The organism is Methyloversatilis thermotolerans, assembly GCF_000372885.1.
Classification (GTDB): Bacteria; Pseudomonadota; Gammaproteobacteria; order Burkholderiales; family Rhodocyclaceae; genus Methyloversatilis; species Methyloversatilis thermotolerans.
In genome coordinates this window covers 548,010-571,319 of the sequence record NZ_KB889967.1, presented here as the reverse complement: position 1 = coordinate 571,319, position 23,310 = coordinate 548,010, and the positions used below count along the sequence as shown (strand labels likewise).

The following is a 23,310-nucleotide window of genomic DNA, read 5'->3' as shown; positions in this document are numbered from 1 at the left end:
GCCCCGGCCTTCATGTCATTGCTTCAGGCAGCCGCGCATCACGAACTCTTGCGCACGCGCAGATACCATTCGCACAGCAGCCGCACCTGCTTGGGTGTGTAGCCCTTGCCCACCATGCGGTTGACGAAGTCCTCGTGCTTCTTGGCATCGTCGGCGCTGGCCTTGGCGTTGAAGCTGATGACCGGCAGCAGTTCCTCGGTGTTGGAGAACATCTTCTTCTCGATCACCGTGCGCAGCTTCTCGTAACTGGTCCACACCGGATTCTTCCCGGCGTTGCTGGCGCGGGCGCGCAGCACGAAGTTCACGATCTCGTTGCGGAAATCCTTCGGATTGGCGATGCCGGCCGGCTTCTCGATCTTTTCCAGTTCCGCATTCAGCGACGCGCGGTCGAACACCTCGCCGGTGTCGGTGTCGCGGTACTCCTGGTCCTGTATCCAGTAGTCGGCATAGGTGACATAGCGGTCGAAGATGTTCTGGCCGTACTCACTGTAGCTTTCCAGATAGGCGGTCTGGATTTCCTTGCCGATGAATTCGGCATAGCGCGGCGACAGATGCTCCTTGATGAAGGAAATGTATTTCTGCTCGGTTTCCTGCGGGAACTGCTCGCGCTCGATCTGCTGCTCCAGCACATACATCAGGTGCACCGGATTGGCCGCCACCTCGGTGGAATCGAAGTTGAACACCTTGGACAGGATCTTGAATGCAAAACGGGTGGAAATACCGCTCATGCCTTCGTCCACGCCTGCGTAATCGCGGTATTCCTGATAGCTCTTGGCGCGCGGATCCGTGTCCTTCAGGTTCTCGCCGTCATACACCTGCATCTTCGAGTACAGGCTGGAGTTCTCCGGTTCCTTCAGGCGGGTGAGCACCGCGAACTGCGCCATCATCTTCAGCGTGCCCGGCGCGCACACGGCTTCCGCCAGCGAGGAGCCGCGCAGCAGCTTTTCGTAGATGTGCACTTCCTCGGACACGCGCAGGCAGTAAGGCACCTTCACGATATAGATGCGGTCGAGGAAGGCCTCGTTGTTCTTGTTGTTGCGGAAGGCCTTCCACTCGCTCTCGTTCGAGTGAGCGAGCACCACACCGTCGAACGGGATCGCGCCGAAACCTTCGGTACCCTTGAAATTGCCTTCCTGCGTGGCGGTCAGCAGCGGGTGCAATACCTTGATCGGGGCCTTGAACATTTCGACGAATTCGAGCAGCCCCTGATTGGCCAGGCACAGGCCGCCGGAATAGCTGTAGGCGTCCGGGTCGTCCTGCGCGTAGCTCTCGAGCTTGCGGATGTCCACCTTGCCCACCAGCGAAGAAATGTCCTGGTTGTTCTCGTCGCCCGGTTCGGTCTTGGCGATGCCCACCTGCTTCAGGATGCTGGGGTAACGCTTGACCACGCGGAACTTGCGGATGTCGCCGCCGAACTCCTCCAGCCGCTTGACCGCCCACGGGCTCAGGATGCGGTTGAGATAACGGCGCGGAATGCCGTATTCCTTCTCGAGGATGGCGCCATCCTCGGCCGGGTCGAACAGCCCGAGCGGCGACTCGTTCACCGGCGAGCCCTTGATGGCGTAGAAGGGCACTTGTTCCATCAGCGACTTGAGCCGCTCGGCAATGGAGGACTTGCCGCCACCCACCGGTCCGAGCAGGTAGAGGATCTGCTTCTTCTCTTCCAGCCCCTGCGCGGCGTGGCGGAAATAGCTCACCACCTGCTCGATCGCTTCCTCCATGCCGTAGAACTCGGCGAAGGCGGGATAGATCTTGATCACCTTGTTGGCGAAGATGCGTGACAGCCGCGGATCGTTACGGGTATCGATCGTCTGTGGCTCGCCGATCGCCTTGAGCATGCGTTCGGCGGCACTCGCATAGGCCAGCGGATCGCGCTTGCACTCCGCCAGATATTCTTCCAGCGATAGTTCTTCTTCGCGTGTGCGTTCGAAACGCGCTGCGAAATGACTGACGATATCCATGCTGATCTCCATGTCTCCGTTGACCGACAAAAACAGGTGGTCCGGACTGACTGCGCGGCAGGCATGCACCGCACCACCTCATGTTCAGCTTGGCTCACACACGCTCTCTGGCAAAGCCGGAAAAGCGCGGTGATCTCTATCCTGCTCCTAAGCATCGCTGCTGTGTCAGCGGATCGATCGCACGATGCATCTGCGCAACAGTCGTTCGGACACTCTTCGCCATCCCGATGCGGCACTGCATCCGTGACGCCGACACGCGACTTACCGCCAGTCGATGCTCCACACCCTGCTAAGTTCCCGCCCCTCACCGGTGTAATCACGCATCGGCACGAGGCCGCGTTGACGCTGGATCAATACGGTCCCAGCAAGTTGTGGTCCATGCATCGCAACACTGTGCAAATCCGGTGGCCCGACAACGCAGAGGCCCGACTGATTGAAACAACGGACAGTCGGCCGCCGCACTTCAACATTCTTTGCATGCGCGGCATGCACCAGTGAAGGGCGATGCACCCGCCACGAGCATGCGTCGGCAAGGGGAAGGACGGGGGTTCCGTTCGTCGGCGACGGATGGCTATACTGTATAAAAAAACAGCTCACGCCATGTCCACCTACGCTGAACTTCACTGCCTGAGCCATTTCAGCTTCCAGCGCGGCGCCTCGTCTCCGGACGAGCTGGTAATCCGTGCCGCCGAACTTGGCTACGCCGCCCTGGCCCTGACCGATGAATGTTCGGTGGCCGGTGTGGTGCGCGCCCATGCCGCCCTGCGCGCACTGCCCGATCCGAAACCCGCCCTCCTCATCGGCACCGAAATGCAGCTCGCGGATGGCCCCAGACTGGTGCTGATCGCACGCTCGCGAACCGGTTACGCGCATCTGTGCGAACTGATCACGCACGCGCGGCGTGCAGCCGACAAGGGGCGCTACCGCATCGGGTGCGGCGACTTCACGCGGGCTGCCGTGCAGGACTGCAGCGGGCTGCTGCTGGCGGACGACAAAGCGCTCGACAATCCGGACACCCTGCTCGCCCAGGCACGCTGGCTGCGGGCGCTGTTCGACGAACACGCCTGGCTGGCGGTGGAACTGCTGCGCGGGCCCGACGACACGCACAAGCTGGCGCAGCTCACCGCCATCGGCGCGGCATCGGGACTGCCGCTGTGTGCCGCGGGCGACGTGCACATGCATGTGCGGGCACGCCGCCGCTTGCAGGACACGCTGACCGCGATACGGCTGCACCGGCCGCTGTCCGCCTGCGGCGAAGCCCTGTTCCCGAACGGAGAGCGCCATCTGCGCCCGCTGCAGGCATTGCGCAAGCTCTACCCGCCCGAGCTGCTGCAGGCCACGCTCACCATCGCCGCACAGTGCCGTTTCTCGCTCGACGAACTGCGCTACGAATACCCGGAGGAAATCGTACCGGCAGGTCATACGCCCTCCTCCTGGCTCAGGCATCTGGCGGAACGCGGCTACGCGCGCCGCTGTGCCGAAATCCGGCGCGTGGTCTCGATGGATGACGCCAGCTTCACGCGCAAGGCCGAACAGATGCGCAGACAGATCGAGGACGAACTGGCGCTGATCAGCGAGCTGACGTACGAGCCTTATTTCCTGACCGTATACGACATCGTCGCCTGGGCGCGTTCGCAGGGCATCCTGTGCCAGGGGCGCGGTTCGGCGGCGAATTCGGCGGTGTGCTACTGCATAGGCGTGACCGAGGTCGATCCGTGGCGCGCCAACATGCTGTTCGGGCGCTTCATTTCCGCGAGCCGCGACGAGGCACCGGACATCGATGTCGATTTCGAGCACGAGCGGCGCGAGGAAGTGATCCAGTACATCTACCGCAAGTACGGCCGCGACCGCGCCGCGCTGGCGGCCAGCCTGATCTGCTACCGGCCCCGTTCGGCGCTGCGCGACGTCGGGCGCGCGCTGGGGTTCAGCGACGAGGCGCTGGACCGGCTCACGCGCGGTCACATGTGGTGGGACGGCCGGCAGGTGCGCGAGGACAGGCTGATGGAGGCCGGCTTCAGCGCGCGTGCGCCGCGCGTGCGCCTGTTGATGGAACTGGCCAATGAGCTGATCGGTGCACCACGTCATCTGTCGCAGCACGTCGGCGGTTTCGTCATCGCGCGTGGCCGGCTGTCCAGCCTGGTGCCGATCGAGAATGCCCGCATGCCGGAGCGCTGCGTCATCCAGTGGGACAAGGACGATCTGGAGGCGGTCGGCTTGATGAAGGTGGACGTACTGGCGCTGGGCATGCTCACCGCGATACGCAAGACGCTGCAGTCGCTGGCGGCCTACGAAGCACTTGTTCCCGCTGCGACGTGCGTGGCACGGACACCGACGGACTGCGCCATGCCGGCGGACGCAGATGCCACATACCCGGGCCCGGCAACGAAGCCCTGCGCGACAGGACAGGGATTCGTTCCGCGCACCCTCGCCGACATTCCGCCGGAAGATCCGGCCACCTATGACATGCTGTGTCGCGGCGGATCGGTGGGTGTATTCCAGGTCGAGTCGCGCGCGCAGATGAACATGCTGCCGCGCCTGCGCCCGCGTCGCTACTACGATCTGGTGATCCAGGTGGCCATCGTGCGGCCGGGGCCGATACAGGGGGGCATGGTGCATCCCTATCTCGCGCGCCGGCATCTGCCGCCGGATGCGATCGACTATCCATCCGACGCCCTGCGGCCGGTGCTGGAGCGCACGCTGGGCATCCCCATCTTCCAGGAGCAGGTGATGCAGCTTGCCGTCGTGGCCGCGAATTTCACGCCCGGCGAAGCCGACCAGATGCGCCGTTCGATGGCCGCCTGGCGACAGCGCGGCACGATGGAGAAGTTCCAGCAGAAACTGACCGAAGGGCTGCTGGCAAACGGCTATTCCCCGGACTTCGCGGAGCGCATCTACAAGCAGATCGAAGGCTTCTCGGGCTATGGTTTCCCGGAGTCGCACGCCGCCAGCTTCGCATTGCTGGTCTACGCCTCATCCTGGCTCAAGTGCCATCATCCAGCCGCGTTTCTGTGCGGTCTGCTGAACAGCCAGCCCATGGGTTTCTATGCGCCTGCACAACTCATCGCCGACGCACGTGCGCACGGCGTCGAGGTCAGACCGGCGGACGTGAACGCGAGCGACTGGGATTGTGCGCTCGAACCCTCGCATCCCTTACCCGCTCGAGGCAGCGCGGCGCCCGATGGCAGACCGGCAGCCTGCGTGCGGCTCGGACTGCGCATGATCAAGGGTGCATCGGAAGAAGTCGCGCGACGCATCGTCGAGGCGCGCACCGGCGGCGCCTTCCGCAGCGTGGACGATCTCGCCCGTCGCGCACGCATCGATCGCGCGCAATTGCGCGCGCTGGCGGCCGGCGGCGCACTGGCCCGACTGGCGGGCAACCGGCATCAGGCGCACTGGCAGTCGGCCGTACGCAGGCCGGACGCACTGCTGCAGGACGCCCCGCTCGACGAAGTGCCGCTCGCGCTGCAAGCGCCGCGCGAAGGCGAAGATATCGTGGCCGACTACGCCAGCCTCGGCTTCACGCTCGGCCGTCATCCGCTGGCGCTGCTGCGCACCCAGCTCCGCGCGCAGCGCTTCATCACCGCGGCCGAACTGCGTCGCCTGCCGGACCGCACGCTGGCGCGTGCGGCGGGCATCGTCACCTGTCGCCAGCGGCCGGGCACGGCCAGCGGCGTCATGTTCGTCACGGTGGAGGATGAAACCGGGCTGGCCAACATCATCGTGCACCAGGATGTGCAGCAGAAGCAGCGGCGCGAGGTGCTGGGGGCCACACTGCTGGGCATCTATGGTCAGGTGTCGCGCGAAGGCGAGGTGATCCACCTGATCGCGCGCCGCCTGGTCGACCGCTCCGCCCTGCTCGGCGCATTGACGCCGCGCAGCCGTGATTTCCATTGAACCGGAGGACCAGACATGAATGCCGCGCCCGATTTCGACGCACTGGACCAGAACGGCGTGCGCCATCGCCTCGCCGACTACCGCGGCCGCTGGCTGGTGCTCTATTTCTACCCGCGCGACGATACACCGCAGTGCACGCGGCAGGCCTGTTCGATACGCGACGCGCGCGAAACACTGCAGCGCATGAACGTCGCGGTGCTGGGCGTATCGGCCCAGGATGGCACGACGCATCGCGCCTTCGCGGCCCGGCATGGCCTGAACTTTCCGCTGCTGGTCGACGACGGCCTGCGCATCGCCACCGGCTACGGTGCGCTGGGTACCGGCTGGCGGGCCGGGCTGCGCAGGCTGCTCGGTGCCTACCGGCGCATCACCGTGGTGATCGCTCCGGACGGCCGCATCGCGCAGCGCATCGATACGCCCGACGTAAGGGACCACGCCGGGCAGATCCTGCGCAGCATCAGTTCCTGATGGTGAATTCCGCGCGCGCCGGCGCGCTCCTGTCGTCCTTTGCGCGCCCCTCCTTTGCCGCATCACCCGCCGCATCGAGCCGCGGCGACAGCACGAACAGGCGGCCATCCTCCACCTTGCCGCTGCGGCTCAGATAGTCCTTCACCACCTGCGCGCGCGCCAGGCCGAGCTGACGCAGATCCTCGTCGCTCACCTCGGTGTTGGTCAGGATGAGTTTTTCCATCTCCGGCACCGGCAGATCCTTGGCCAGACCGATCACATTGCGTGGCTTGGGAAACGATGAGGCCTTGTAGACCACTTCCAGCAGGCGCGGATACTCGTCGGCCGACACCGTCACCTCGTCAGCCGACCCCTTGGTCTGCGCCGCCTTGGCGGCGCGGATGCGTCGATCCAGCACGGCGCGGCGATAGCCCTCGACATCGACCGCACGATCCACCCGCCCGCTCACCTCCAGCTTGAGCGCCGGACGGTCATTGAGTGCCTTGGCCAGGGTATCGAGCTTGCCACGTGCGGTATCGGACAGCGTGCTGCGCCCGGGGTCGAACGCCACGTGGTCCAGCTCGGCTTCCGAGCCGAACAGCGAGCCCAGCAGCGCGAACGGCGAGGTGACCGCCTTCACGATGAGATTCACGATCACCTTCACGACGATGCCACCGATCGAGAACTGCGGATCGGACAATGAACCGCTGATCGGCAGATTGATGTCGATCACGCCATTGCGGTCCTTGAGCAGCGACACCGCGAGCAGCACCGGCGCCTTGATCGCGTCCGGGCTGTCCACCGCCGCGCCGAAGGTAAGCTGGTCAAGAATGACATTGTTCTGGGCGGTAAGCTGGTCGTTCTCGATCTTGTAGGCAATGTTCACGCTGAGCTTGCCTTTCTCGATGCCGTAGCCGACGTACTTGCCGGAATAGGGCGACAGCGGCGCCAGTTCGATGCCACGCGCGCTCGCCTTGATATCCAGGAAAAGCGACTGTGCCAGCGGATTGATGCGGCCGGTGATGTCTATCGGTGCCGACCCTTCGACCACGCCACGCAGCTCCACTTCACCGCGTGTTCCCGCGACTGAACTCAGGCCGGCCACCCGCCCGCCCAGCTCCGAAAGTTGTGCGCGGTAATTGGGCTTGATGAAGAAATCGCTGAAATCCACCCGCCCGCCCTGCATGACCACGGTCTTGATGTCGATCGGTGGCCGGACGGTATCGATCACTTTCGCGAGCGCCGCCTGCCCCTCCGCCGGGCGTGCCGGGGCCGACTTGCCGGCGCCAGCCGGGGCGGACGGAGCCTTCGCGGCAGGCAGCTTCGCAACCGGCGCCTTCGTGACAGGCGTCGCGGCGGTCCCCGATCCGCCATCCTCGGCGCGCACGATGTCCTGCAGGTTCAGCCGCCCTTCGGGTGACACGATGACACGCGCGAAATAGTCGCTCAGCGCGATCTCGTTGATGCTCAGTCCCGCCAGCAGATCAGGCCGTGCGCTGTCCAGCCTGAGTTGCATGCCCCCGGCGAACAGCGAACGCCACTTCAGCAGATCGGCTGCGTTGAGCTTGTCCGTCAGGTGGATATTGTCGACATTGCCCTCACCACTCCAGCCCAGGGTCCATCTGCCCGAAGTCTGCATCTGCACGCCCAGATCACCACGCAGGCTCAAGCTGCCGGCGAGCAGTTCGGCGTTCAGTTTGCGGGCCATCCATGGCTGCGCCGCAAGCAGGTCGAGGCGACGCACATCGACCTTCAGGTCGGCCTTGAGCGGCGACTGGGTGAAACTGCCGCGGGTGCCGAACACCCCACCCTTCGGATCGCGGAAGGACAGTTCAAGCACGGATCTGAGCTTGGGATCCGTGCCCACGTTGTCGAGCTTGAACGCGAGCTTGCTCAGGTCGATCACGGCTGGCGTGGTGAGCGTACGGTCCTCGAAATGCAGACTGCCGTCGTTCAGCAGCACGCTGCCCAGGCGGGCGCTCCAGGCCGCCGCATCCTTCCCGGATGCCACCGTGGCCGGCTGGGAAATCCCGGCCGGGGCACGCATCAAGGCGGCCAGATCCATGCTGCCATCGGCGAGTCGGGCCACCTTCGCGCGCGGCCGTTCGATGACGAAGCTCTCTATCGATACCTTGCGTGAGGACAGGTCGACCCGCGCATCGCGCACGACGATATCGTCCGCCTGCATGAAGGCACCCCGCTCGCGCGGGCGCGCAAGCCGCAATCGCGAAATGCCGGCCTCGGTCACCGCAATTTCGCCCTGCGGCGTTCCGTTCTCGATACGCAGGCCGAAACGCGTGCCCAGTCTGAATGCAGCCTCTTCCAGATCGAAATTGATGCGGTCGGCGAAATAGGGTGAGAAGCGTGGAAGGTCGAGGTCAGCGACCGTCAGTTCGCCCTCGATGCCCGGCTGGGCGATTTTCACGCGCGCATCGAGAGAGATGCGCGCATTGCTTTCCGTGGTGGCGCTCACCAGCAGTTTGGCAGGCGTATCCGCATTCAGCGCGAAATCCCGCAGCACCACATCCATGGGTTCGATCACGTACTTGAACGTCTGCGCCGGAACATCGTCGGTGAAAGCCAGGCGGGCCTGCAGGATTTCCAGCATGCCCAGCTTCACATCCGGCACCGCTTTCTTCGGTTCCGGCTTCGGTCCGTCCTTTTCCTCTTTTTTCCCCGCCGCCCGGGCCGCGTCCTCACCGGCTTCGCGTCCGCCCGCATCCGCGGCGCCGCGCTGCTGCGCAGGCAGCGGGCCGAGCGCCATCAGGTTCCAGCTTCCATCCTTCAGGCGAGCCAGCTCGATGTCGGGTTGATCGATGCGTATGCTCGCGATGTCCACCTTGCCTTCGAGCGGCTGTATCTCGTTGAGCACCATGTCCAGCGCCGGCAGCCGCAACAGCGGCTGCCCCTCGCGGTTGTCGAGTTCGAGATCGCGCAGTTCCAGCGTGCCCTGCAGCGCAATTTTCGTGTCGCCCGACGCGGGCTGGCGGAAACTCACATCGATATCGGTATCGAGCGCACCGGAGGCAATGCGGAAACCGAGCGGTACCGGCGAGTATTCATCGAAGCGTGCGAGATTGAGCGCGTTGAATTCGATCTTCAGCGTCGCTTCCCGCTCGTCGAGGAAGGGTCTGATGCGGCCCTTGAGCGAGAACGGCGCATCGTTGATGCGCGCGGCGATGGATGGCTCGACGAACAGTTCGACATCCGACGGCAGGTTGGACACGAAGGGCAGCCCGATCTGGATGTCGCTGATCACATGCTTGCGCGCAAACGGCTGGTCATCGATGTCGATACGACCGTCGCGCAAGGTGATGTTGTTGACCGAGAAGCGTGCCGGCTCGTCACTGGGCGGCTGGTCCAGCAGCTTTTTCAGCACATCGCTGTAGTTGTAATGCCCGTCCTCGTCCAGCCGGACGATGCGCAACAAAGGTCGCTCCACCTCCACCTGACGGATCACCGGCGCGCCCCGGAACAGCGACATCCACTCGACATCGACCGTCAGCCGGTCGACCGACGCGGCCTCCTCCTTGCCATCCACCTCCAGCATGCGGAAGCCGCGCACATCGAGCTTCAGCGTGTAGGGATTGATGTTCACCTCGTCGATCGACAGGGTCCTGCCAAGAAAGGCCGAGCCATGTTTCTCGGCGAGCGAACGGACCAGGTGGGGTGCCGCGAACACCCCCAGCAGTCCGAACAGGACCAGGAAAATCACCAGGGCGATGGCGGCCTTGCGCAGCGCCGGTCGTGCAATGAGGGTGTTCAGGGACATTGTGCTCATCCAGTGGTCGGGACGGCTGCGCGCAGCATGGGGCAGACACGCGGTCTACGGTCACAGCGTGCAGTGTGTCCGCGCTTGCCTGCATCAGCAAGCACCGGGCTGCACCTTGCAGGCATCCGCCACCCAAGGCAAGGAAAAGGCATGCGCAGAAATGAAAAAAGCCGCGGAAGCGGCTTCGATGACGGACGGGCTTGCAGGTATGGCGGAGTGGACGGGACTCGAACCCGCGACCCCCGGCGTGACAGGCCGGTATTCTAACCAACTGAACTACCACTCCGTACTGCGGGCGATGGCGTCCCCACGGGGATTCGAACCCCGGTTACCGCCGTGAAAGGGCGATGTCCTAGGCCTCTAGACGATGGGGACAGAAGGGGCGGGCCCCTCACAACAAAAAAGGCCGCTTGCGCGACCCTTTCCGGATCGTCGCTGCACCGGGTGCAACGACAGGTGTTGGCGGAGTGGACGGGACTCGAACCCGCGACCCCCGGCGTGACAGGCCGGTATTCTAACCAACTGAACTACCACTCCTCGTTGGTGCCGGCGCGACATCTTCCGGACCTGCAGACCAGCCCTGGGCTGGCGTCCCCACGGGGATTCGAACCCCGGTTACCGCCGTGAAAGGGCGATGTCCTAGGCCTCTAGACGATGGGGACCTAGTGTGCTGCACTGACTGCTTTGCTGCTCTCTTTCGCATGGTGGAGGTAAGCGGGATCGAACCGCTGACCTCTTGCATGCCATGCAAGCGCTCTCCCAGCTGAGCTATACCCCCGTCGAAAGAGACGCGCATTATAAACAGTGAAACGGCTTTGTAAAGGGCCTCGCGCCAGTTTTTTTGCGCAGCGCACATGGTCGGCAGGTGCGATGACGGGAACATCCCGCAGCCCGCATGAGGACGGCATGGCCGGTCGCCATCGCACGCCTCTTCAGAAGGACGAGGGCAGCACTTTGCCCGGATTCATCAGGTCGCGAGGATCGAACGCCGATTTGATCGCACGCATCATGTCCAGTTCGACCTCACTCTTGTAGCGGGGCAAGAGGTCACGCTTGAGCTGGCCAATGCCGTGCTCCGCGGAAATCGATCCCGCGAACGCCTGTACCGTGTCATGCACGAGCGCACTCGCGCGTGCCGCATCTGCGAGCAATGCCGCATTGTCGGCGGCATCGGGAAAGGACAGGTTGTAGTGCAGATTGCCGTCGCCGGCATGACCGAAGGCGACGATGCGCACGCCGGGCAGCAGCTCACCCAGCGCGGCACCGGTGCATTCCGTGAAGGCGGGTATCGCGCTGACCGGCACGCTGATGTCGTGCTTCACGCTGAATCCCTCAATGCGCTGCGCCTCCGAAATGTTCTCGCGCAGCGCCCACAGCGCGCTCGCCTGCGGGCCGTCCTGGGCGATCACCGCGTCCGCCACGAGCGCGTTCTCCAGCGCCCTGTCCAGCACGCTTTCGAGCACCGGTTCGAGCGCACGGGCGCCCCCCTGCTCCGCACCTGCGAGTTCGATCAACACGTACCACGGATGAGGCGCGGACAGCGGGTCGCGCGTCCCCGGGATATGCCGGAGCACCAGGTCCAGCGCGTCGCGTCCGACCAGTTCGAAGGCGTTCAGGGCATCGCCGGCGTGCGCCTGCAGGTGGCGCAGCAGTGCGATGGCCGAGCGCACGTCGGGCAGCGCGACCCAGGCCAGTGCGCTGCAGGCCGGCAGCGGCCGCAACCTGAGCACCGCGGCAGTGATGAAACCGAGCGTGCCTTCGGCACCGATGAACAACTGCTTCAGGTCATAGCCGGTATTGTCCTTGCGCAGACTGCGCAGGCCGTCCCAGATGCGCCCATCCGGCAGCACCACCTCCAGCCCGAGCACCTGTTCGCGCGCATTGCCGTGGCGCAGCACATGCACGCCACCCGCATTGGTGGACAGATTGCCGCCTATCTCGCAGGAACCTTCCGACGCCAGGCTGAGCGGGAACAGCAATCCGGCCTCGCGTGCGGCGGCCTGCACGGCTGCGAGCTTGCAGCCTGCCTCGACCGTGATCGAGGCATTGTCCGCATCCAGCGCGCGCACACGGTTGAGGCGCGACAGGTTCACCACCACTTCGTGACGCCCGCTGCGCGGCGTCGCCCCTCCGCACAGCCCGGTATTGCCGCCCTGGGGCACCATGGCGACACCGGCCTCGGTGCACACCCGCACCACCGCAGCCACCTCGGCCACCGATGCAGGGCGCACCACGCACAACGCGTCACCGCGATAGCGGCCGCGCCAGTCGGTGCAGTACGGCGCGGTGTCGGCCGCCTCGTGCAGCACGTGGGCTTCGCCCAGCGCCGCGCGCAAGCGTGCCAGTACCGCCTCGATCACACTGCCTTCCATGCCCCCTCCCGGCCGAGGATGTTCACTCCTCGCGCATCACCTCGGCATACAGATCGTGCACATCGCAGTCGGTGATGCGCACGCGCACGAAATCGCCGACTTCGAGATCCTGTCCGTCCAGTACATGCACAAGGCCGTCGATGTCGGGTGCATCGCCCTCGGTGCGCGCGACCGCGCCATCCTCGTCCACCTCGTCGACCAGCACGATCATTTCCCGGTCGATCTTTTCCTCCAGGCGCTGCGTGGAAATGTCTTCCTGGAATTCCATCAGGCGCTGCTTGCGCTCCTCGCGCACTTCGTCCGGCAAGGCGCCCGGCAGATCGTTCGCGCTGGCGCCGTCGACCGGCGAATAGGCGAAACAGCCGACGCGGTCCAGCCGCGCCTCGCCGAGAAAATCGAGCAGCTCCTCGAATTCCTGTTCGGTTTCGCCGGGAAAGCCGGTGATGAAGGTACTGCGTATCGTGATGTCGGGACAGATGGCGCGCCAGGCGCGGATGCGCTCGAGATTGTTCTCGGCGTTCGCCGGCCGCTTCATCGCCTTGAGCACGCGCGGGCTGGCATGCTGGAACGGGACGTCAAGGTAGGGAAGAATCATGCCCTCGGCCATCAGCGGAATGATGTCGTCGACGTGCGGATACGGGTAGACATAATGCATGCGTACCCAGATGCCCAGTTCGCCCAGCGCGCTCGCCAGGTCATGCAGCCTGGTGCGCAAGGGCCGCCCGCCCCAGAAGCCGGTGCGGTACTTCACATCCACGCCATAGGCGCTGGTGTCCTGCGACACGATGAGCAGTTCGCGCACACCGGCGTCGCGCAGTGCTTCGGCTTCGCGCATCACGTCGCCGATCGGCCGGCTCACCAGGTCGCCGCGCATCGACGGAATGATGCAGAAACTGCAGCGGTGATTGCAGCCTTCGGAAATTTTCAGGTAGGCGTAATGCGATGGTGTGAGCCGTATGCCCTGCGGCGGCACCAGATCGGTGAACGGGTCGTGCGGCCGGGGCAGGTGCTGGTGCACCGCATTCATCACCTCTTCCGTCGCATGCGGGCCGGTCACCGCCAGCACCTGCGGATGCGCTTCCAGCACCTGCTGTCGCTTGGGCCCTTCGGCCCCCATACAGCCAGTCACGATCACCTTGCCGTTCTCGGCCAGCGCCTCACCGATCGCATCGAGCGACTCCTCGACCGCGGCATCGATGAAACCACAGGTGTTGACCACCACGACATCGGCATCGTCATAGGTCGGCACGATGTCATAACCTTCCGAACGCAGGCGCGTCAGGATGTTTTCCGAATCGACAGTCGCCTTCGGACAGCCCAAAGAAACAAAGCCGACCTTGCGGGTCGGCTTTGCCGGATTACCGGATTCTGAAGAAGTACGGGTCACGCTGCGTCTCCGCCGCAAAACCCGGCATTTTACTTGTTTTGCGGACCTTTATCGCCCCCTGGCCCGAAGCCGGGGAACTTGAAGCCGGACATCATCGAACGGGTCTGCTGTTCGATCTGTTCCTGCATCTGCACGAACATGCGCTTGCTCTGCTCCATGTACGCACCCATCATGCTCTGCATGGCCGGCCCCTGGAAATTGAGGAACTGCGCCCACAGGTCCTTGCTCATCGTGTTGTTGTCGCCGTAGATGGAGCGGGCCTGTTCCTGCAGCTTGGACTGCATGTCGGTGAAGGCCTTGATATTGCCTTCCAGGTACTTGCCCATCATGCCCTGCATCGCATTGCCATAGAAACGGATCATCTGCGACAGCAGGTCCGACGTGAACATCGGCTGGCCTTCGCTCTCTTCCTCGATGATGATCTGCAGCAGGATGCTGCGGGTGAGATCTTCGCCGGTCTTGGCATCGACCACCTGGAATTCCGCATTCTCGAGCACGAGCTCCTTCACATCGGACAGAGTGATGTAGGAACTGGTGCGGGTGTCGTACAGGCGGCGGTTCGGGTACTTCTTGATCAGTCGGGTGGACGACGTACCCTCGCGGGCCTCTGAAGCGCTCATTGTGTGGTGTCCTCGCTCGTATGTGCTGCACCGGGGCGGTGGCCCCGCCCACTCGTGTGGTCTGACGGCTTTCGGGTCATCTCACGTGCTCCGGATGCCGGTCGCCGCTCTGCCGATCATACCGCAAGCAACAGCCTTATGCGGCACCGCCGCATAAGGCTTTATTCTGCTGCGATAAACCGCACTTATTGATAATACAGGCCACCATTGATGTTCAGCGTCGCACCGGTCACATAGCCGGCGAGTTCGGACGCCAGATAGGACACCGCGGCGCCGATTTCCTCGGGCTTGCCGAGACGCTTCATCGGTACCGAGTCGATGATGCCCTGGCGGATGTCCTCGCGGATGGCCATCACCATGTCGGTGCCGATATAACCCGGCGCGATCGCATTCACGGTGACGCCCTTGGTCGCCATTTCGGCGGCCAGTGCCTTGGTGAAGCCCACCACGCCCGCCTTGGCGGCGGAATAGTTGGTCTGCCCGGCCTGGCCCTTGACGCCATTGACCGACGAAATATTGATGATGCGGCCCCAGCCGCGCTCGGCCATCCTTGCCGCCACGTGGTGAGTCACATTGAACAGGCTGTCCAGATTGGTGGTGAGCACCGCGTCCCATTGCGACTTGTCCATCTTCACGAAGAACTTGTCGCGGGTGATGCCGGCGTTGTTCACGACCACATCGACCGGACCGATATCCTGTTCGATCTTCTCGATCATGGCCTTGCAGGAGTCGTAGTCGGACACGTCGCCCTCGGCGGCCTTCATGTCGAAGCCTTCCGACTTCATCCTGGCCAGCCATTCTTCCTTTTGGGGGAAGGCGGGCAGACAGTTCGCCACGACGGTGTATCCGTCCTTGGCCAGTGCCTTGCAGATGGCAGTTCCCAGACCGCCCATACCCCCGGTAACCAGGGCAACTCGTTTCGTCATGACTTCTCTCCCAGCCAGCTGCGATGGAAACCGTCCACTCCCGCCGGACGAAGTGGACGGTATGCGCGGACCTCCGCGCCGGCGATCAGGCCATATGCTGACCGCCGTTGATTGCGATATTGGCGCCGGTGACGAAGGCCGCCTCGTCCGACGCGAGATAGGCCACCAGCCCCGCGATCTCCTCCGGCTTGCCCAGGCGCGATACCGGGATCTGCGGCAGGATCTTGGTATCCAGTATTTCCTGCGGGATCGCGGTCACCATCTTGGTGCCGATGTAGCCCGGCGAAATCGTGTTCACGGTGACGCCGTTGCGTGCCACCTCGAGTGCCAGCGCCTTGGTGAAGCCGTGCATGCCGGCCTTGGCTGCGGAATAGTTGGTCTGCCCGAAAGCCCCCTTCGAACCATTGACCGAAGACACGTTGATCACCCGTCCCCACTTGCGCTCGGTCATGCCGTCGATCACCTGCTTGGTCATGTTGAAGCAGGAGTCGAGGTTGGTACTCATCACCACGTCCCAGTCGGCCTTGGTCATCTTCTTGAAGGTCATGTCGCGCGTGATGCCGGCGTTGTTCACCAGCACGTCCACCGGCCCGACCTCCTTCGCCACCGCCTCGACGCAGGCCTTGCACGAGTCGAAGTCCGACACGTCGCATGGATAGGCCCTGAACTCATACCCCATGTTGTTCATGTTCTGCAGCCACTCGGCTGCCTTGGTGTTGCCCGGACTGTGCGTAGTGACCACGCTGAATCCCTGTGCCGCCAGCTTGATGCAGATGGCTTCACCCAGTCCTCCCATACCACCGGTTACCAGTGCGACTCGCGTCATTTCCTTGTCTCCATTTATAGGTATCGAGGGTGGGTCTTCCGCAGCTCCCCTCTGAGGCTGCCATGTCCATCGCGGCCCGTGCCGGCCATCTCACACCGCATTCTGCGCGCCTGCGCGTCGCCTCCCGCTCCGTGCGCGAGGAATATGCACCGCGCGGGCCGGTGCGGGCGACGAGCCGGTCGTCGGGTCCTAGTTCGTGGCGATCTTTTTCACGTAGCGGCCCGGTGCGGGCTCGATCACCTTGTGACGGGCATTGCCTGGCGCCGCCGGTGGCGCCACCTTCTTGCCGGACAGTGGCACCAGCCACTGCGCGTAATGTTTCCACCAGCTGCCCGGATGCTCCGTCGCCCCGGCGCGCCATTCCTCTGCCGTGCTTTCGTTGCCGCCGGTCCAGTAGGAACGCTTGTCCCGCGACACCGGGTTGATGGTACCGGCCACGTGACCACTGGCACCCAGCACGAAGGTTGTCTCTCCGCCGAGCAGTCCGCGCACCAGGTAGGCACCGGTCCACGGCACGATGTGATCTTCGGACGTAGCCAGCAGATAGGATGGCATGTCCAGCTTGCCCAGATCCGCCTTCACGCCGAGCATTTCAAGCTTGCCCGGAATGCGCAGGCTGTTGTCCAGGTAGAGATTGCGCAGATACCAGGCCATGAACGGCCCCGGCAGATTGGTGCTGTCGCAGTTCCAGTGCAGGATGTCGAAGGCCGGCGGTGTTTCACCCTTCAGATAGTTGCCGACGACATAGTTCCAGATCAGGTCGTTCGGCCGCAGCGTGCTGAAGGTCTGCGCCAGTTCGCGGCCAGGCATGAGGCCACCGCGACCTATGGTCTGTTCGCGCGCGCTCACCATGGCCTCATCGACCAGGCAGCCGATCTCTCCCGCATCGGAAAAGTCCAGCAGCGTGGTGAGCAGCGCCATGCTGGCCACCGGCTTCTCGCCCCGTCCGCAGGCAACCGCCAGCGCGGACGCGAGCAGCGTGCCGCCGACGCAGAACCCGAGCGCATTGGGTTGAACATCGCCCGATATGTCGCGCACGACATCGAGCGCGGTCAGCGGGCCGAGTCTCAGGTAGTCATCCCAGGTGTGCTGTGCCAGCGAAGCATCCGCGTTCCGCCACGAAATCAGGAATACGGTATGCCCCTGCTCGACCAGATAGCGCACCAAGGAATTCTCCGGCTGCAGGTCCATCAGGTAGTACTTGTTGATGCACGGCGGAACGATGAGCAAGGGCTTCCGGAACACCTTGTCGGTGAGCGGTGCGTACTGGATGAGCTGTATGAGCTCGTTCTCGAACACCACCGAACCCGGTGTCACGGCCAGGTTGCGACCGACTTCGAAGGCCCCGGGCGTGGACATCGAGATATGCCCCTGCTGCAGGTCGTGCAGCAGGTTCTGCAGGCCCCGCCTGATGCTCTCGCCTTCGGTACGCAACGCCGTCTCGATGAATTCGGGATTGGTCGCCGCGAAGTTCGCGGGAGACATCGCGTCGATCACCTGCTTGGACAGGTAGCGCAGCTTGCCCCGGGTACGCCCGTCACTGACCGGAATCGCCTCGACGCATTCGCGCATGAAGGCCGAATTGATCAGATAGGCCTGACGCAGGTAGTCGAAGTAAGGGGTACGACTCCATTCCGGAGCACGGAAGCGACGGTCCGCCGGATCGGTCTGCACCACCGGTGCCGGCGGTTCTTCATCGGGCTTGCGCTGTACGAAGGTTTGCCACAGCCGCGTCTGGTTCTCCAGCCACTGTTGCTGCAGGGCGGCAAGGCGGGCGGTCTCGGGCGGTGGCAAAGCCGCGCCGGCATGCGGCATCTGCGCAGCCAGGACCGATTGCTGACGCGTCATGAATTCGGTGAAATTCTTGCCCATTGCCGCCACGACTGCGGACCAGTCGGGCATGGCGGCCTCGTTGCGAGGCGGGGCGGACTTTCCGGGTGCTGCCGAGTCGCTGCTCATCAAACAAAACCCCAGTCGTTTTTCTGTGCGGACGCGACACCTGTGTCAGGCATCTGCGGAATCTGCGCTCATTTTTCCGGTCGCAGTCGCGGCGACGAGCATAGCAGCGTGCAAGGACCACGGAGCCTGATGCCTGCGGGGATGTCATCCCGTATCGACCGTGCCGCCATGCGGCACCCTGTGCGCACAATGATTGTTGCATCGCACAAAATGAGTGTCAATCCCGCAGCGGCGCCGGCAGCACGCTCATCTGCGCACTGCATCGTTTCTGGACAGGGAACCGAGGAGCTTTCATGTACATCGTCGCCATCGCGTGGATATACGTCGTGCTCATGATGGCCGTGACGGAACAGTCCGTCGCGGCGGCCGTCATGACGCTGCTGTTCTATGGGGTCGCGCCGCTCGCCTTGTTCCTGTGGCTGTTCGGCACGCCGTCGCGCCGGCGCGCACGCCTCGCCGCCGAACGCGCGCAGAGCGCGGCCGGTGCGCAGGCCGTGCCGGGCGATCGCTCAGAGGATGTGGCCGTGGGCGAGGCCGTCGACCAGGCGATGGATGAGCAGGATGCTGCCCACCCCGAGCGAAATCAGGATGATCTGCTGCACGGTGGCGCCCAGTTCCGCCCGCTTGTGAAGGCCGGGAATGAGATCGGCGACCGCCACGTAGATCATGCTGGCGGCCGCGATGCATAACAGGTAAGGGACAGCGCCGCTGACCGCGGACAGTGCGAACCAGGCACCGACTGCGCCGACCAGCGTGGCCAGACTGGACAGCAGATTGAAGGCGAGCGCGCGCACGCGGCTCATGCCCGAGTGGAGCAGCACCAGATAGTCGCCGACCTCCTGCGGAATCTCATGGGCAACGATGGCGGTGGCGGTCACGATGCCCAGTGGAATGCTCTGCGCGAAGGCAGCGGCGATCAGCACGCCATCGACGAAATTGTGGAAGGCATCGCCGATCAGGATGAGCGAAGCCGCGCGCTGGCCGTCGGCCGACTGTGCGGAATGTCCATGCGCGTGGTGAGCGTGGCCGTGGGCCTCGTCATGTGCATGGACCGGCTGCTCGACCGGATCGTGGGCTTCGCAGCTCACTTCGTGACAGTGCCGCCACAGCACCAGCTTTTCCAGCAGGAAGAAACCGAGGATGCCGACCAGCAGCAGGCTGGTGGCCAGTTCAGCGCTGCCGACGGCCTCGATGGCCTGCGGCAGGACGCCCAGCAGCGCCGCGCCGAGCAGCGCGCCGACGGAATAGCTGATGAGCAGGGGAATGCGCTGCAGATTGACGGCCAGCCCGAAAAGCGCGGCGGCGCAGACACTGATCGCGCCGCCCGCGAGTGAGGCGAACACGATCCAGGCAAGTACTGACATGATGGGAAGAACTGAAAACGGACTCTTATTATCCTTGAACTCGGCAAGCCGGTCAGGGCAACGACACAGATTGTTCCAGCCAGATCAGACTGGCCATGCGGCCACAGCGCGCATCGCGGCGGAAGGAATGGAACAATCCGGCCTGACTGAAGGTGCACAGGCCGCCGCCATACACGGCAGATACACCCGCTGCCGCGAGATCCATGCGTGCCAGCGCATACAGATCGGCGAACAGTCGGTCACCGCTGCCGGCGCGAAATGCTCGTCCGGCCTCTGGCAGCCGCTGCAGGAAGGCTGCGCGCACTTCCGGCCCCACCTCGAAGGCGAGCGGACCAATGGCCGGCCCCAGCCAGGCCATCAGTTCGCCCGGCGGCACCGCCATGTCGCGCACGGTGCGGCCGAGCACACCGGCTGCCAGCCCTCGCCAGCCCGCGTGCGCCGCAGCGACGACACGAGCGGAACGGTCGCACAGCAGCACCGGCAGACAGTCGGCGGTCATCACCGCGCACACGCGACCGGGCGTGCGCGCAACCGACGCGTCGGCCTGGGTCGGGCATGGCTGGTCGGCATCGGCCACCGTCACACCGTGAACCTGATCCAGCCACATCGGCTCGGCGGGCAGATGGGCGCGCAGCAGGGCGCGGTTCGCGCTCACCGCGTCCGGTGCGTCGCCCACATGCGAAGCGGGATTGAAAGGCCCGAACGGCGGCGCACTCGCGCCGCCCAGACGGGTCGTGACACAGGCGCGCACGCCAGCGGGTGCCGGCCAGTCCGGGCGGATGAGCGGCAGCGTCATGTCCGCGCCGGCTGCAGTGAATCGATGAGCATACGCAAGTCATCGGGCGGCGCTACCTGCCATTCCATCGCCTGTGCGTCACGCGGATGGATCAGGCCCAGACGCCACGCGTGCAAGGCCTGGCGCGAGAAACGTCCGGCGACCGTACGACTGGCATACACCTCGTCACCGAGCAGCGCGTGGCCGATGTGCGCCATATGGACACGGATCTGGTGAGTACGCCCGGTTTCCAGCCGGCATTCGACCAGCGTCGCGTGGTCGAGCGCCTGCATCGCGCGATAGTGGGTACATGCCGGCTTGCCGCCGGTGGCCACCACCGCCATGCGCGTGCGCTGCACCGGATTGCGGCCGATCGGCGCATCGACCGAGCCCTCGCCGCGCAGCGTGCCGGAGGCCACTGCGATGTAGCGCCGCGATACGGTACGCGCCTGCAACTGCCGCACCAGATCGACCTGCGCCTCGACCGTCCGCGCCACCACCAGCAGGCCACTGGTATCACGGTCCAGCCGGTGCACGATGCCGGCACGCGGCACCTTCTGCAGCGCGGCATCGTGATGCAGCAGCGCATTCAGCAGGGTGCCGTCGGCGACGCCACTGCCCGGATGCACAACCAGACCGGCCGGCTTGTTGATCACCAGCACGGTATCGTCCTCGAACACGATATCGAGGGGAATCGCTTGCGGCGCATGCGCGCCCTCCCCGGGCACGCTGCCAGGATCGAGCGACAGACGTTCGCCGCTGTAGGTGCGGCGACGGGCGTCGGTACAGGACAGTCCATCCACCGTCACCCGGCCTTCGCGCAACCAGCCCTGCAGGCGGCTGCGCGAATATTGCGACCAGACCCGGGCCAGCACCGCGTCGAGCCGCTCACCGACGATGCCGGGAGGCACGACAGCCTGCAAGCGGTTGTCGGCCGGCTCGGCGATATAATCGTCGTCTTGCGTTTCTTCCAGGATCAGAGCGGTCATGTGGCGTAGTGTAGCGATACTGTGGGTGGCTCTGGCGGCCGGGTGCGGACTCCTGCCGGACAAGATCGACGAAACGGCGACCTGGTCCGCGCAGCGGCTCTATTCCGAAGCCAAGGAAAGGCTGGGCGAAGGTTCCTACGAACAGGCGATCAAGCTGTACGAAAAGCTGGAAGCCAAGTTTCCGTACGGACGCTATGCGCAGCAGGCGCAGATCGAGGTGGCCTACGCCTATTACCGGCAGGGCGAGCGCGCCCAGGCGATCGCCGCCTGCGACCGCTTCATCAGGCTGCACCCGAATCATCCGAACGTCGATTACATCTATTACCTGCGAGGCCTGGTCGACTTCAATGAAGACCTCGGCATCATGAGCAATCTGTCGCGCCAGGACATGACCGAGCGCGATCCCAAGGGGCTGCGCGACTCCTTCGACGCGTTGAAGGAACTGGTCACCCGCTATCCGGACAGCAAGTACACGCCGGATGCACTGATCCGCATGAACTACCTCGTGAACTCGCTCGCAGCCCACGAAGTGCACGTGGCACGCTACTACATCAAGCGCGGAGCCTTCCTCGCCGCCGCGAACCGCGCACAGTTCGCGGTGAGCAACTACCAGGAAACACCGGCGGTCGAGGAGGCGCTCTACATCATGATGGTGGCCTATGATTCGCTCGGTCTGACCGATCTGCGCGACGATGCCGAGCGTGTCATGAAGAAGAATTTTCCGGACAGCGACTACCTTGCCCGTGGCTTCAAGGATCCGGGCGTAGACGACCCATGGTGGAAGCTCTGGTAAGCGGGCAGCGAAGCCCGCGCCAACGCCACCCACCGGAACCGATCGTCCATCCACTGCGGAGAACACCATGTACAACAAGGTATTGCTCGCCTACGACGGTTCCGAATCCGGGCGCCGAGCGCTGCTCGAATGCGCCGAAATCAACGATCTGCTGCGCGCTGAAATCCACCTGCTGGCCGTCGCACCGATCGCTGCAACCCTGTTCGTCGCAGAAGGTTTTGTCGCCGATGTGCCGCAGGAGGAAGAGAACGCACGCTTTGCCGAGGTGCTGAAGGAAGGGCTGGAACAGCTCAAGTCACGCGGCGTAAGCGCCGAAGGCCACCTGGTGACCGGCGACGCGGTACGCGAAATCAACCGCCTCGCACTGGAACTGAAGTGCGATCTCATCGTCGTTGGCCACACGCGCCACGCCTCGCGCCTGGAGCGCTGGTGGAGAGGTTCGGTCGGCGCATCGCTGGTCGACGAAGCGCCGTGCAGCATCCTGGTGGCGGTGCACCGGGGCAAATGAACCTGTTCGCCGGACGTGCGCGTTCCGCCCGGCTCAGGATCTGGTCACGATCAGGCGCACGGCCAGGGAAGCGAATACCGCCGCCGCGACACGGTTCAACGCGGTCCTCAGCGAGATCGATCTTCTCAACAGTACGCCCGCTTTCCCGGCCATCCATGCAATGGCCAGGAATACGATCAGCGCGCATGCCATGAACACCAGTCCGAGCACGGCAAGCTGCGCAGGGACCGGGCCGCGGGCCGGATCGGCGAACTGCGGCAGGAAGGCCAGGAAGAAGATGGCCACCTTGGGATTGCTCACATTCATCACCACGCCGCGCGTGAACAGCCGCCCGGCACCGCGTTGCACACCATCGCCCGAGTCCTGCGGCACACTGCCCGCACTGGCACGGAAGGCCTGCCAGGCGAGCAGGAGCAGATAGGCCGCACCAGCGAACCTGAGCAGGTTGAAGGCAAGCGCGGAGGTCTGGAACAAGGCCGCGACGCCAAGTGCCACCGCCGCGATGTGGACCAGCAGACCGCAGCACAGGCCCAGCGTGATGAGCAGACCGGCGCGCACGCCGTGCAGCGCCGACTGCGCCAGCACGAACAGGTTGTCCGGGCCGGGAGCGATCGCGAGCGCGATTGAAGCGGCAACGAACAGCGCGAGATCATTGGCGGGAATCATGGGCGGCGAGCCTACATCGTTTGCCGCCGGCTGACAGCCCCGGCCACGTGA

Annotated in this window: 16 protein-coding genes and 5 tRNA genes; 4 read left to right on the top strand and 17 right to left on the bottom strand. The window is 64.4% G+C overall.

The window, feature by feature from the left end; all coding sequences use genetic code 11:
- Positions 1-38: 38 nt before the first annotated feature.
- Positions 39-1,961: a PrkA family serine protein kinase gene (locus tag A3Q7_RS0102190; protein WP_026224389.1), complete on the bottom strand. Its 1,923-nt coding sequence runs from the start codon at positions 1,959-1,961 to the stop codon at positions 39-41.
- A gap of 600 nt (positions 1,962-2,561) precedes the next feature.
- Between A3Q7_RS0102190 and A3Q7_RS0102185 the strand changes: the two genes are divergently transcribed.
- Together A3Q7_RS0102185 and A3Q7_RS0102180 are read left to right on the top strand one after the other, a co-directional pair.
- Entirely contained in the window at positions 2,562-5,855 is a 3,294-nt protein-coding gene (locus A3Q7_RS0102185) for an error-prone DNA polymerase (RefSeq protein WP_018410213.1), read from the top strand.
- Positions 5,856-5,870: 15 nt separating this feature from the next.
- The gene (locus A3Q7_RS0102180; protein ID WP_018410212.1) at positions 5,871-6,323 is read left to right on the top strand and encodes a peroxiredoxin; all 453 of its coding nucleotides are present in this window, start codon (positions 5,871-5,873) and stop codon (positions 6,321-6,323) included.
- Here the strand turns inward: A3Q7_RS0102180 and A3Q7_RS0102175 are convergent.
- The 15 genes from A3Q7_RS0102175 to A3Q7_RS0102095 all read right to left on the bottom strand — a co-directional run bounded on the left by A3Q7_RS0102175 (position 6,313) and on the right by A3Q7_RS0102095 (position 21,292).
- The gene (locus A3Q7_RS0102175) at positions 6,313-10,083 is read right to left on the bottom strand and encodes a DUF748 domain-containing protein (protein WP_232417779.1); all 3,771 of its coding nucleotides are present in this window, start codon (positions 10,081-10,083) and stop codon (positions 6,313-6,315) included. The genes A3Q7_RS0102180 and A3Q7_RS0102175 overlap by 11 nt on opposite strands.
- Positions 10,084-10,283: 200 nt before the next feature.
- Positions 10,284-10,360: transfer RNA gene (locus tag A3Q7_RS0102170), tRNA-Asp, on the bottom strand.
- Between the two features lie 13 nt (positions 10,361-10,373).
- Positions 10,374-10,449: transfer RNA gene (locus A3Q7_RS0102165), tRNA-Glu, on the bottom strand.
- Between the two features lie 85 nt (positions 10,450-10,534).
- Positions 10,535-10,611 (bottom strand) — tRNA-Asp (locus A3Q7_RS0102160).
- A 49-nt stretch (positions 10,612-10,660) separates the two neighbouring features.
- Positions 10,661-10,736: transfer RNA gene (locus A3Q7_RS0102155), tRNA-Glu, on the bottom strand.
- Positions 10,737-10,776: 40 nt separating this feature from the next.
- A tRNA-Ala gene (locus tag A3Q7_RS0102150) sits at positions 10,777-10,852 on the bottom strand.
- A 154-nt stretch (positions 10,853-11,006) separates the two neighbouring features.
- A complete protein-coding gene (locus tag A3Q7_RS0102145; protein WP_018410210.1) occupies positions 11,007-12,446 on the bottom strand; it encodes an FAD-binding oxidoreductase in 1,440 nt (479 codons plus the stop codon).
- A gap of 22 nt (positions 12,447-12,468) precedes the next feature.
- Positions 12,469-13,833, bottom strand: coding sequence for a 30S ribosomal protein S12 methylthiotransferase RimO (rimO, locus tag A3Q7_RS0102140; protein ID WP_026224388.1), 1,365 nt, complete (start codon positions 13,831-13,833; stop codon positions 12,469-12,471).
- Positions 13,834-13,862: 29 nt separating this feature from the next.
- Positions 13,863-14,453, bottom strand: coding sequence for a polyhydroxyalkanoate synthesis repressor PhaR (phaR, locus tag A3Q7_RS0102135; protein WP_018410208.1), 591 nt, complete (start codon positions 14,451-14,453; stop codon positions 13,863-13,865).
- A 185-nt stretch (positions 14,454-14,638) separates the two neighbouring features.
- The gene (gene phbB, locus A3Q7_RS0102130) at positions 14,639-15,379 is read right to left on the bottom strand and encodes a beta-ketoacyl-ACP reductase (RefSeq protein ID WP_026224387.1); all 741 of its coding nucleotides are present in this window, start codon (positions 15,377-15,379) and stop codon (positions 14,639-14,641) included.
- Between the two features lie 85 nt (positions 15,380-15,464).
- Positions 15,465-16,205 (bottom strand): acetoacetyl-CoA reductase, encoded by a 741-nt coding sequence (gene phbB, locus A3Q7_RS0102125; protein WP_026224386.1) that lies wholly within the window; start codon positions 16,203-16,205, stop codon positions 15,465-15,467.
- Between the two features lie 189 nt (positions 16,206-16,394).
- Entirely contained in the window at positions 16,395-18,107 is a 1,713-nt protein-coding gene (gene phaC / locus A3Q7_RS0102120) for a class I poly(R)-hydroxyalkanoic acid synthase (protein ID WP_040570769.1), read from the bottom strand.
- 566 nt (positions 18,108-18,673) lie between these two features.
- Positions 18,674-19,528: a ZIP family metal transporter gene (locus tag A3Q7_RS0102110; protein ID WP_018410203.1), complete on the bottom strand. Its 855-nt coding sequence runs from the start codon at positions 19,526-19,528 to the stop codon at positions 18,674-18,676.
- Between the two features lie 52 nt (positions 19,529-19,580).
- Positions 19,581-20,324 carry a peptidoglycan editing factor PgeF gene (gene pgeF, locus A3Q7_RS19260; protein ID WP_018410202.1) on the bottom strand — a complete coding sequence of 248 codons (744 nt, stop codon included), beginning with the start codon at positions 20,322-20,324 and terminating at the stop codon, positions 19,581-19,583.
- Positions 20,321-21,292, bottom strand: coding sequence for an RluA family pseudouridine synthase (locus A3Q7_RS0102095; RefSeq protein WP_018410201.1), 972 nt, complete (start codon positions 21,290-21,292; stop codon positions 20,321-20,323). Before A3Q7_RS0102095 ends, pgeF begins: the two co-directional genes overlap by 4 nt.
- Here A3Q7_RS0102095 and A3Q7_RS0102090 point away from each other — a divergent pair.
- Both A3Q7_RS0102090 and A3Q7_RS0102085 read left to right on the top strand, forming a co-directional pair.
- Entirely contained in the window at positions 21,291-22,085 is a 795-nt protein-coding gene (locus tag A3Q7_RS0102090) for an outer membrane protein assembly factor BamD (protein ID WP_018410200.1), read from the top strand. The two genes, A3Q7_RS0102095 and A3Q7_RS0102090, sit on opposite strands and share 2 nt — an antisense overlap.
- A 67-nt stretch (positions 22,086-22,152) precedes the next feature.
- The gene (locus A3Q7_RS0102085; protein WP_018410199.1) at positions 22,153-22,593 is read left to right on the top strand and encodes a universal stress protein; all 441 of its coding nucleotides are present in this window, start codon (positions 22,153-22,155) and stop codon (positions 22,591-22,593) included.
- A gap of 33 nt (positions 22,594-22,626) precedes the next feature.
- Here A3Q7_RS0102085 and A3Q7_RS0102080 read toward each other — a convergent pair whose 3' ends face one another.
- Complete coding sequence (locus tag A3Q7_RS0102080; RefSeq protein WP_018410198.1) at positions 22,627-23,259, bottom strand: LysE family translocator; 633 nt, start codon at positions 23,257-23,259, stop codon at positions 22,627-22,629.
- Between the last annotated feature and the right edge of the window lie 51 nt (positions 23,260-23,310).

Coding starts and splice junctions, on each gene's coding strand:
- A3Q7_RS0102080 (WP_018410198.1), bottom strand. CDS start 23,259: ATGATTCCCGCCAATGATCTCGCGCTGTTCGTTGCCGCTTCAATCGCG.
- phaR (WP_018410208.1), bottom strand. CDS start 14,453: ATGAGCGCTTCAGAGGCCCGCGAGGGTACGTCGTCCACCCGACTGATC.
- A3Q7_RS0102175 (WP_232417779.1), bottom strand. CDS start 10,083: ATGAGCACAATGTCCCTGAACACCCTCATTGCACGACCGGCGCTGCGC.
- A3Q7_RS0102110 (WP_018410203.1), bottom strand. CDS start 19,528: ATGTCAGTACTTGCCTGGATCGTGTTCGCCTCACTCGCGGGCGGCGCG.
- phbB (WP_026224386.1), bottom strand. CDS start 16,205: ATGACGCGAGTCGCACTGGTAACCGGTGGTATGGGAGGACTGGGTGAA.
- phaC (WP_040570769.1), bottom strand. CDS start 18,107: ATGCCCGACTGGTCCGCAGTCGTGGCGGCAATGGGCAAGAATTTCACC.
- A3Q7_RS0102190 (WP_026224389.1), bottom strand. CDS start 1,961: ATGGATATCGTCAGTCATTTCGCAGCGCGTTTCGAACGCACACGCGAA.
- A3Q7_RS0102095 (WP_018410201.1), bottom strand. CDS start 21,292: ATGACCGCTCTGATCCTGGAAGAAACGCAAGACGACGATTATATCGCC.
- pgeF (WP_018410202.1), bottom strand. CDS start 20,324: ATGACGCTGCCGCTCATCCGCCCGGACTGGCCGGCACCCGCTGGCGTG.
- phbB (WP_026224387.1), bottom strand. CDS start 15,379: ATGACGAAACGAGTTGCCCTGGTTACCGGGGGTATGGGCGGTCTGGGA.
- A3Q7_RS0102145 (WP_018410210.1), bottom strand. CDS start 12,446: ATGGAAGGCAGTGTGATCGAGGCGGTACTGGCACGCTTGCGCGCGGCG.
- A3Q7_RS0102185 (WP_018410213.1), top strand. CDS start 2,562: ATGTCCACCTACGCTGAACTTCACTGCCTGAGCCATTTCAGCTTCCAG.
- A3Q7_RS0102090 (WP_018410200.1), top strand. CDS start 21,291: ATGTGGCGTAGTGTAGCGATACTGTGGGTGGCTCTGGCGGCCGGGTGC.
- A3Q7_RS0102180 (WP_018410212.1), top strand. CDS start 5,871: ATGAATGCCGCGCCCGATTTCGACGCACTGGACCAGAACGGCGTGCGC.
- A3Q7_RS0102085 (WP_018410199.1), top strand. CDS start 22,153: ATGTACAACAAGGTATTGCTCGCCTACGACGGTTCCGAATCCGGGCGC.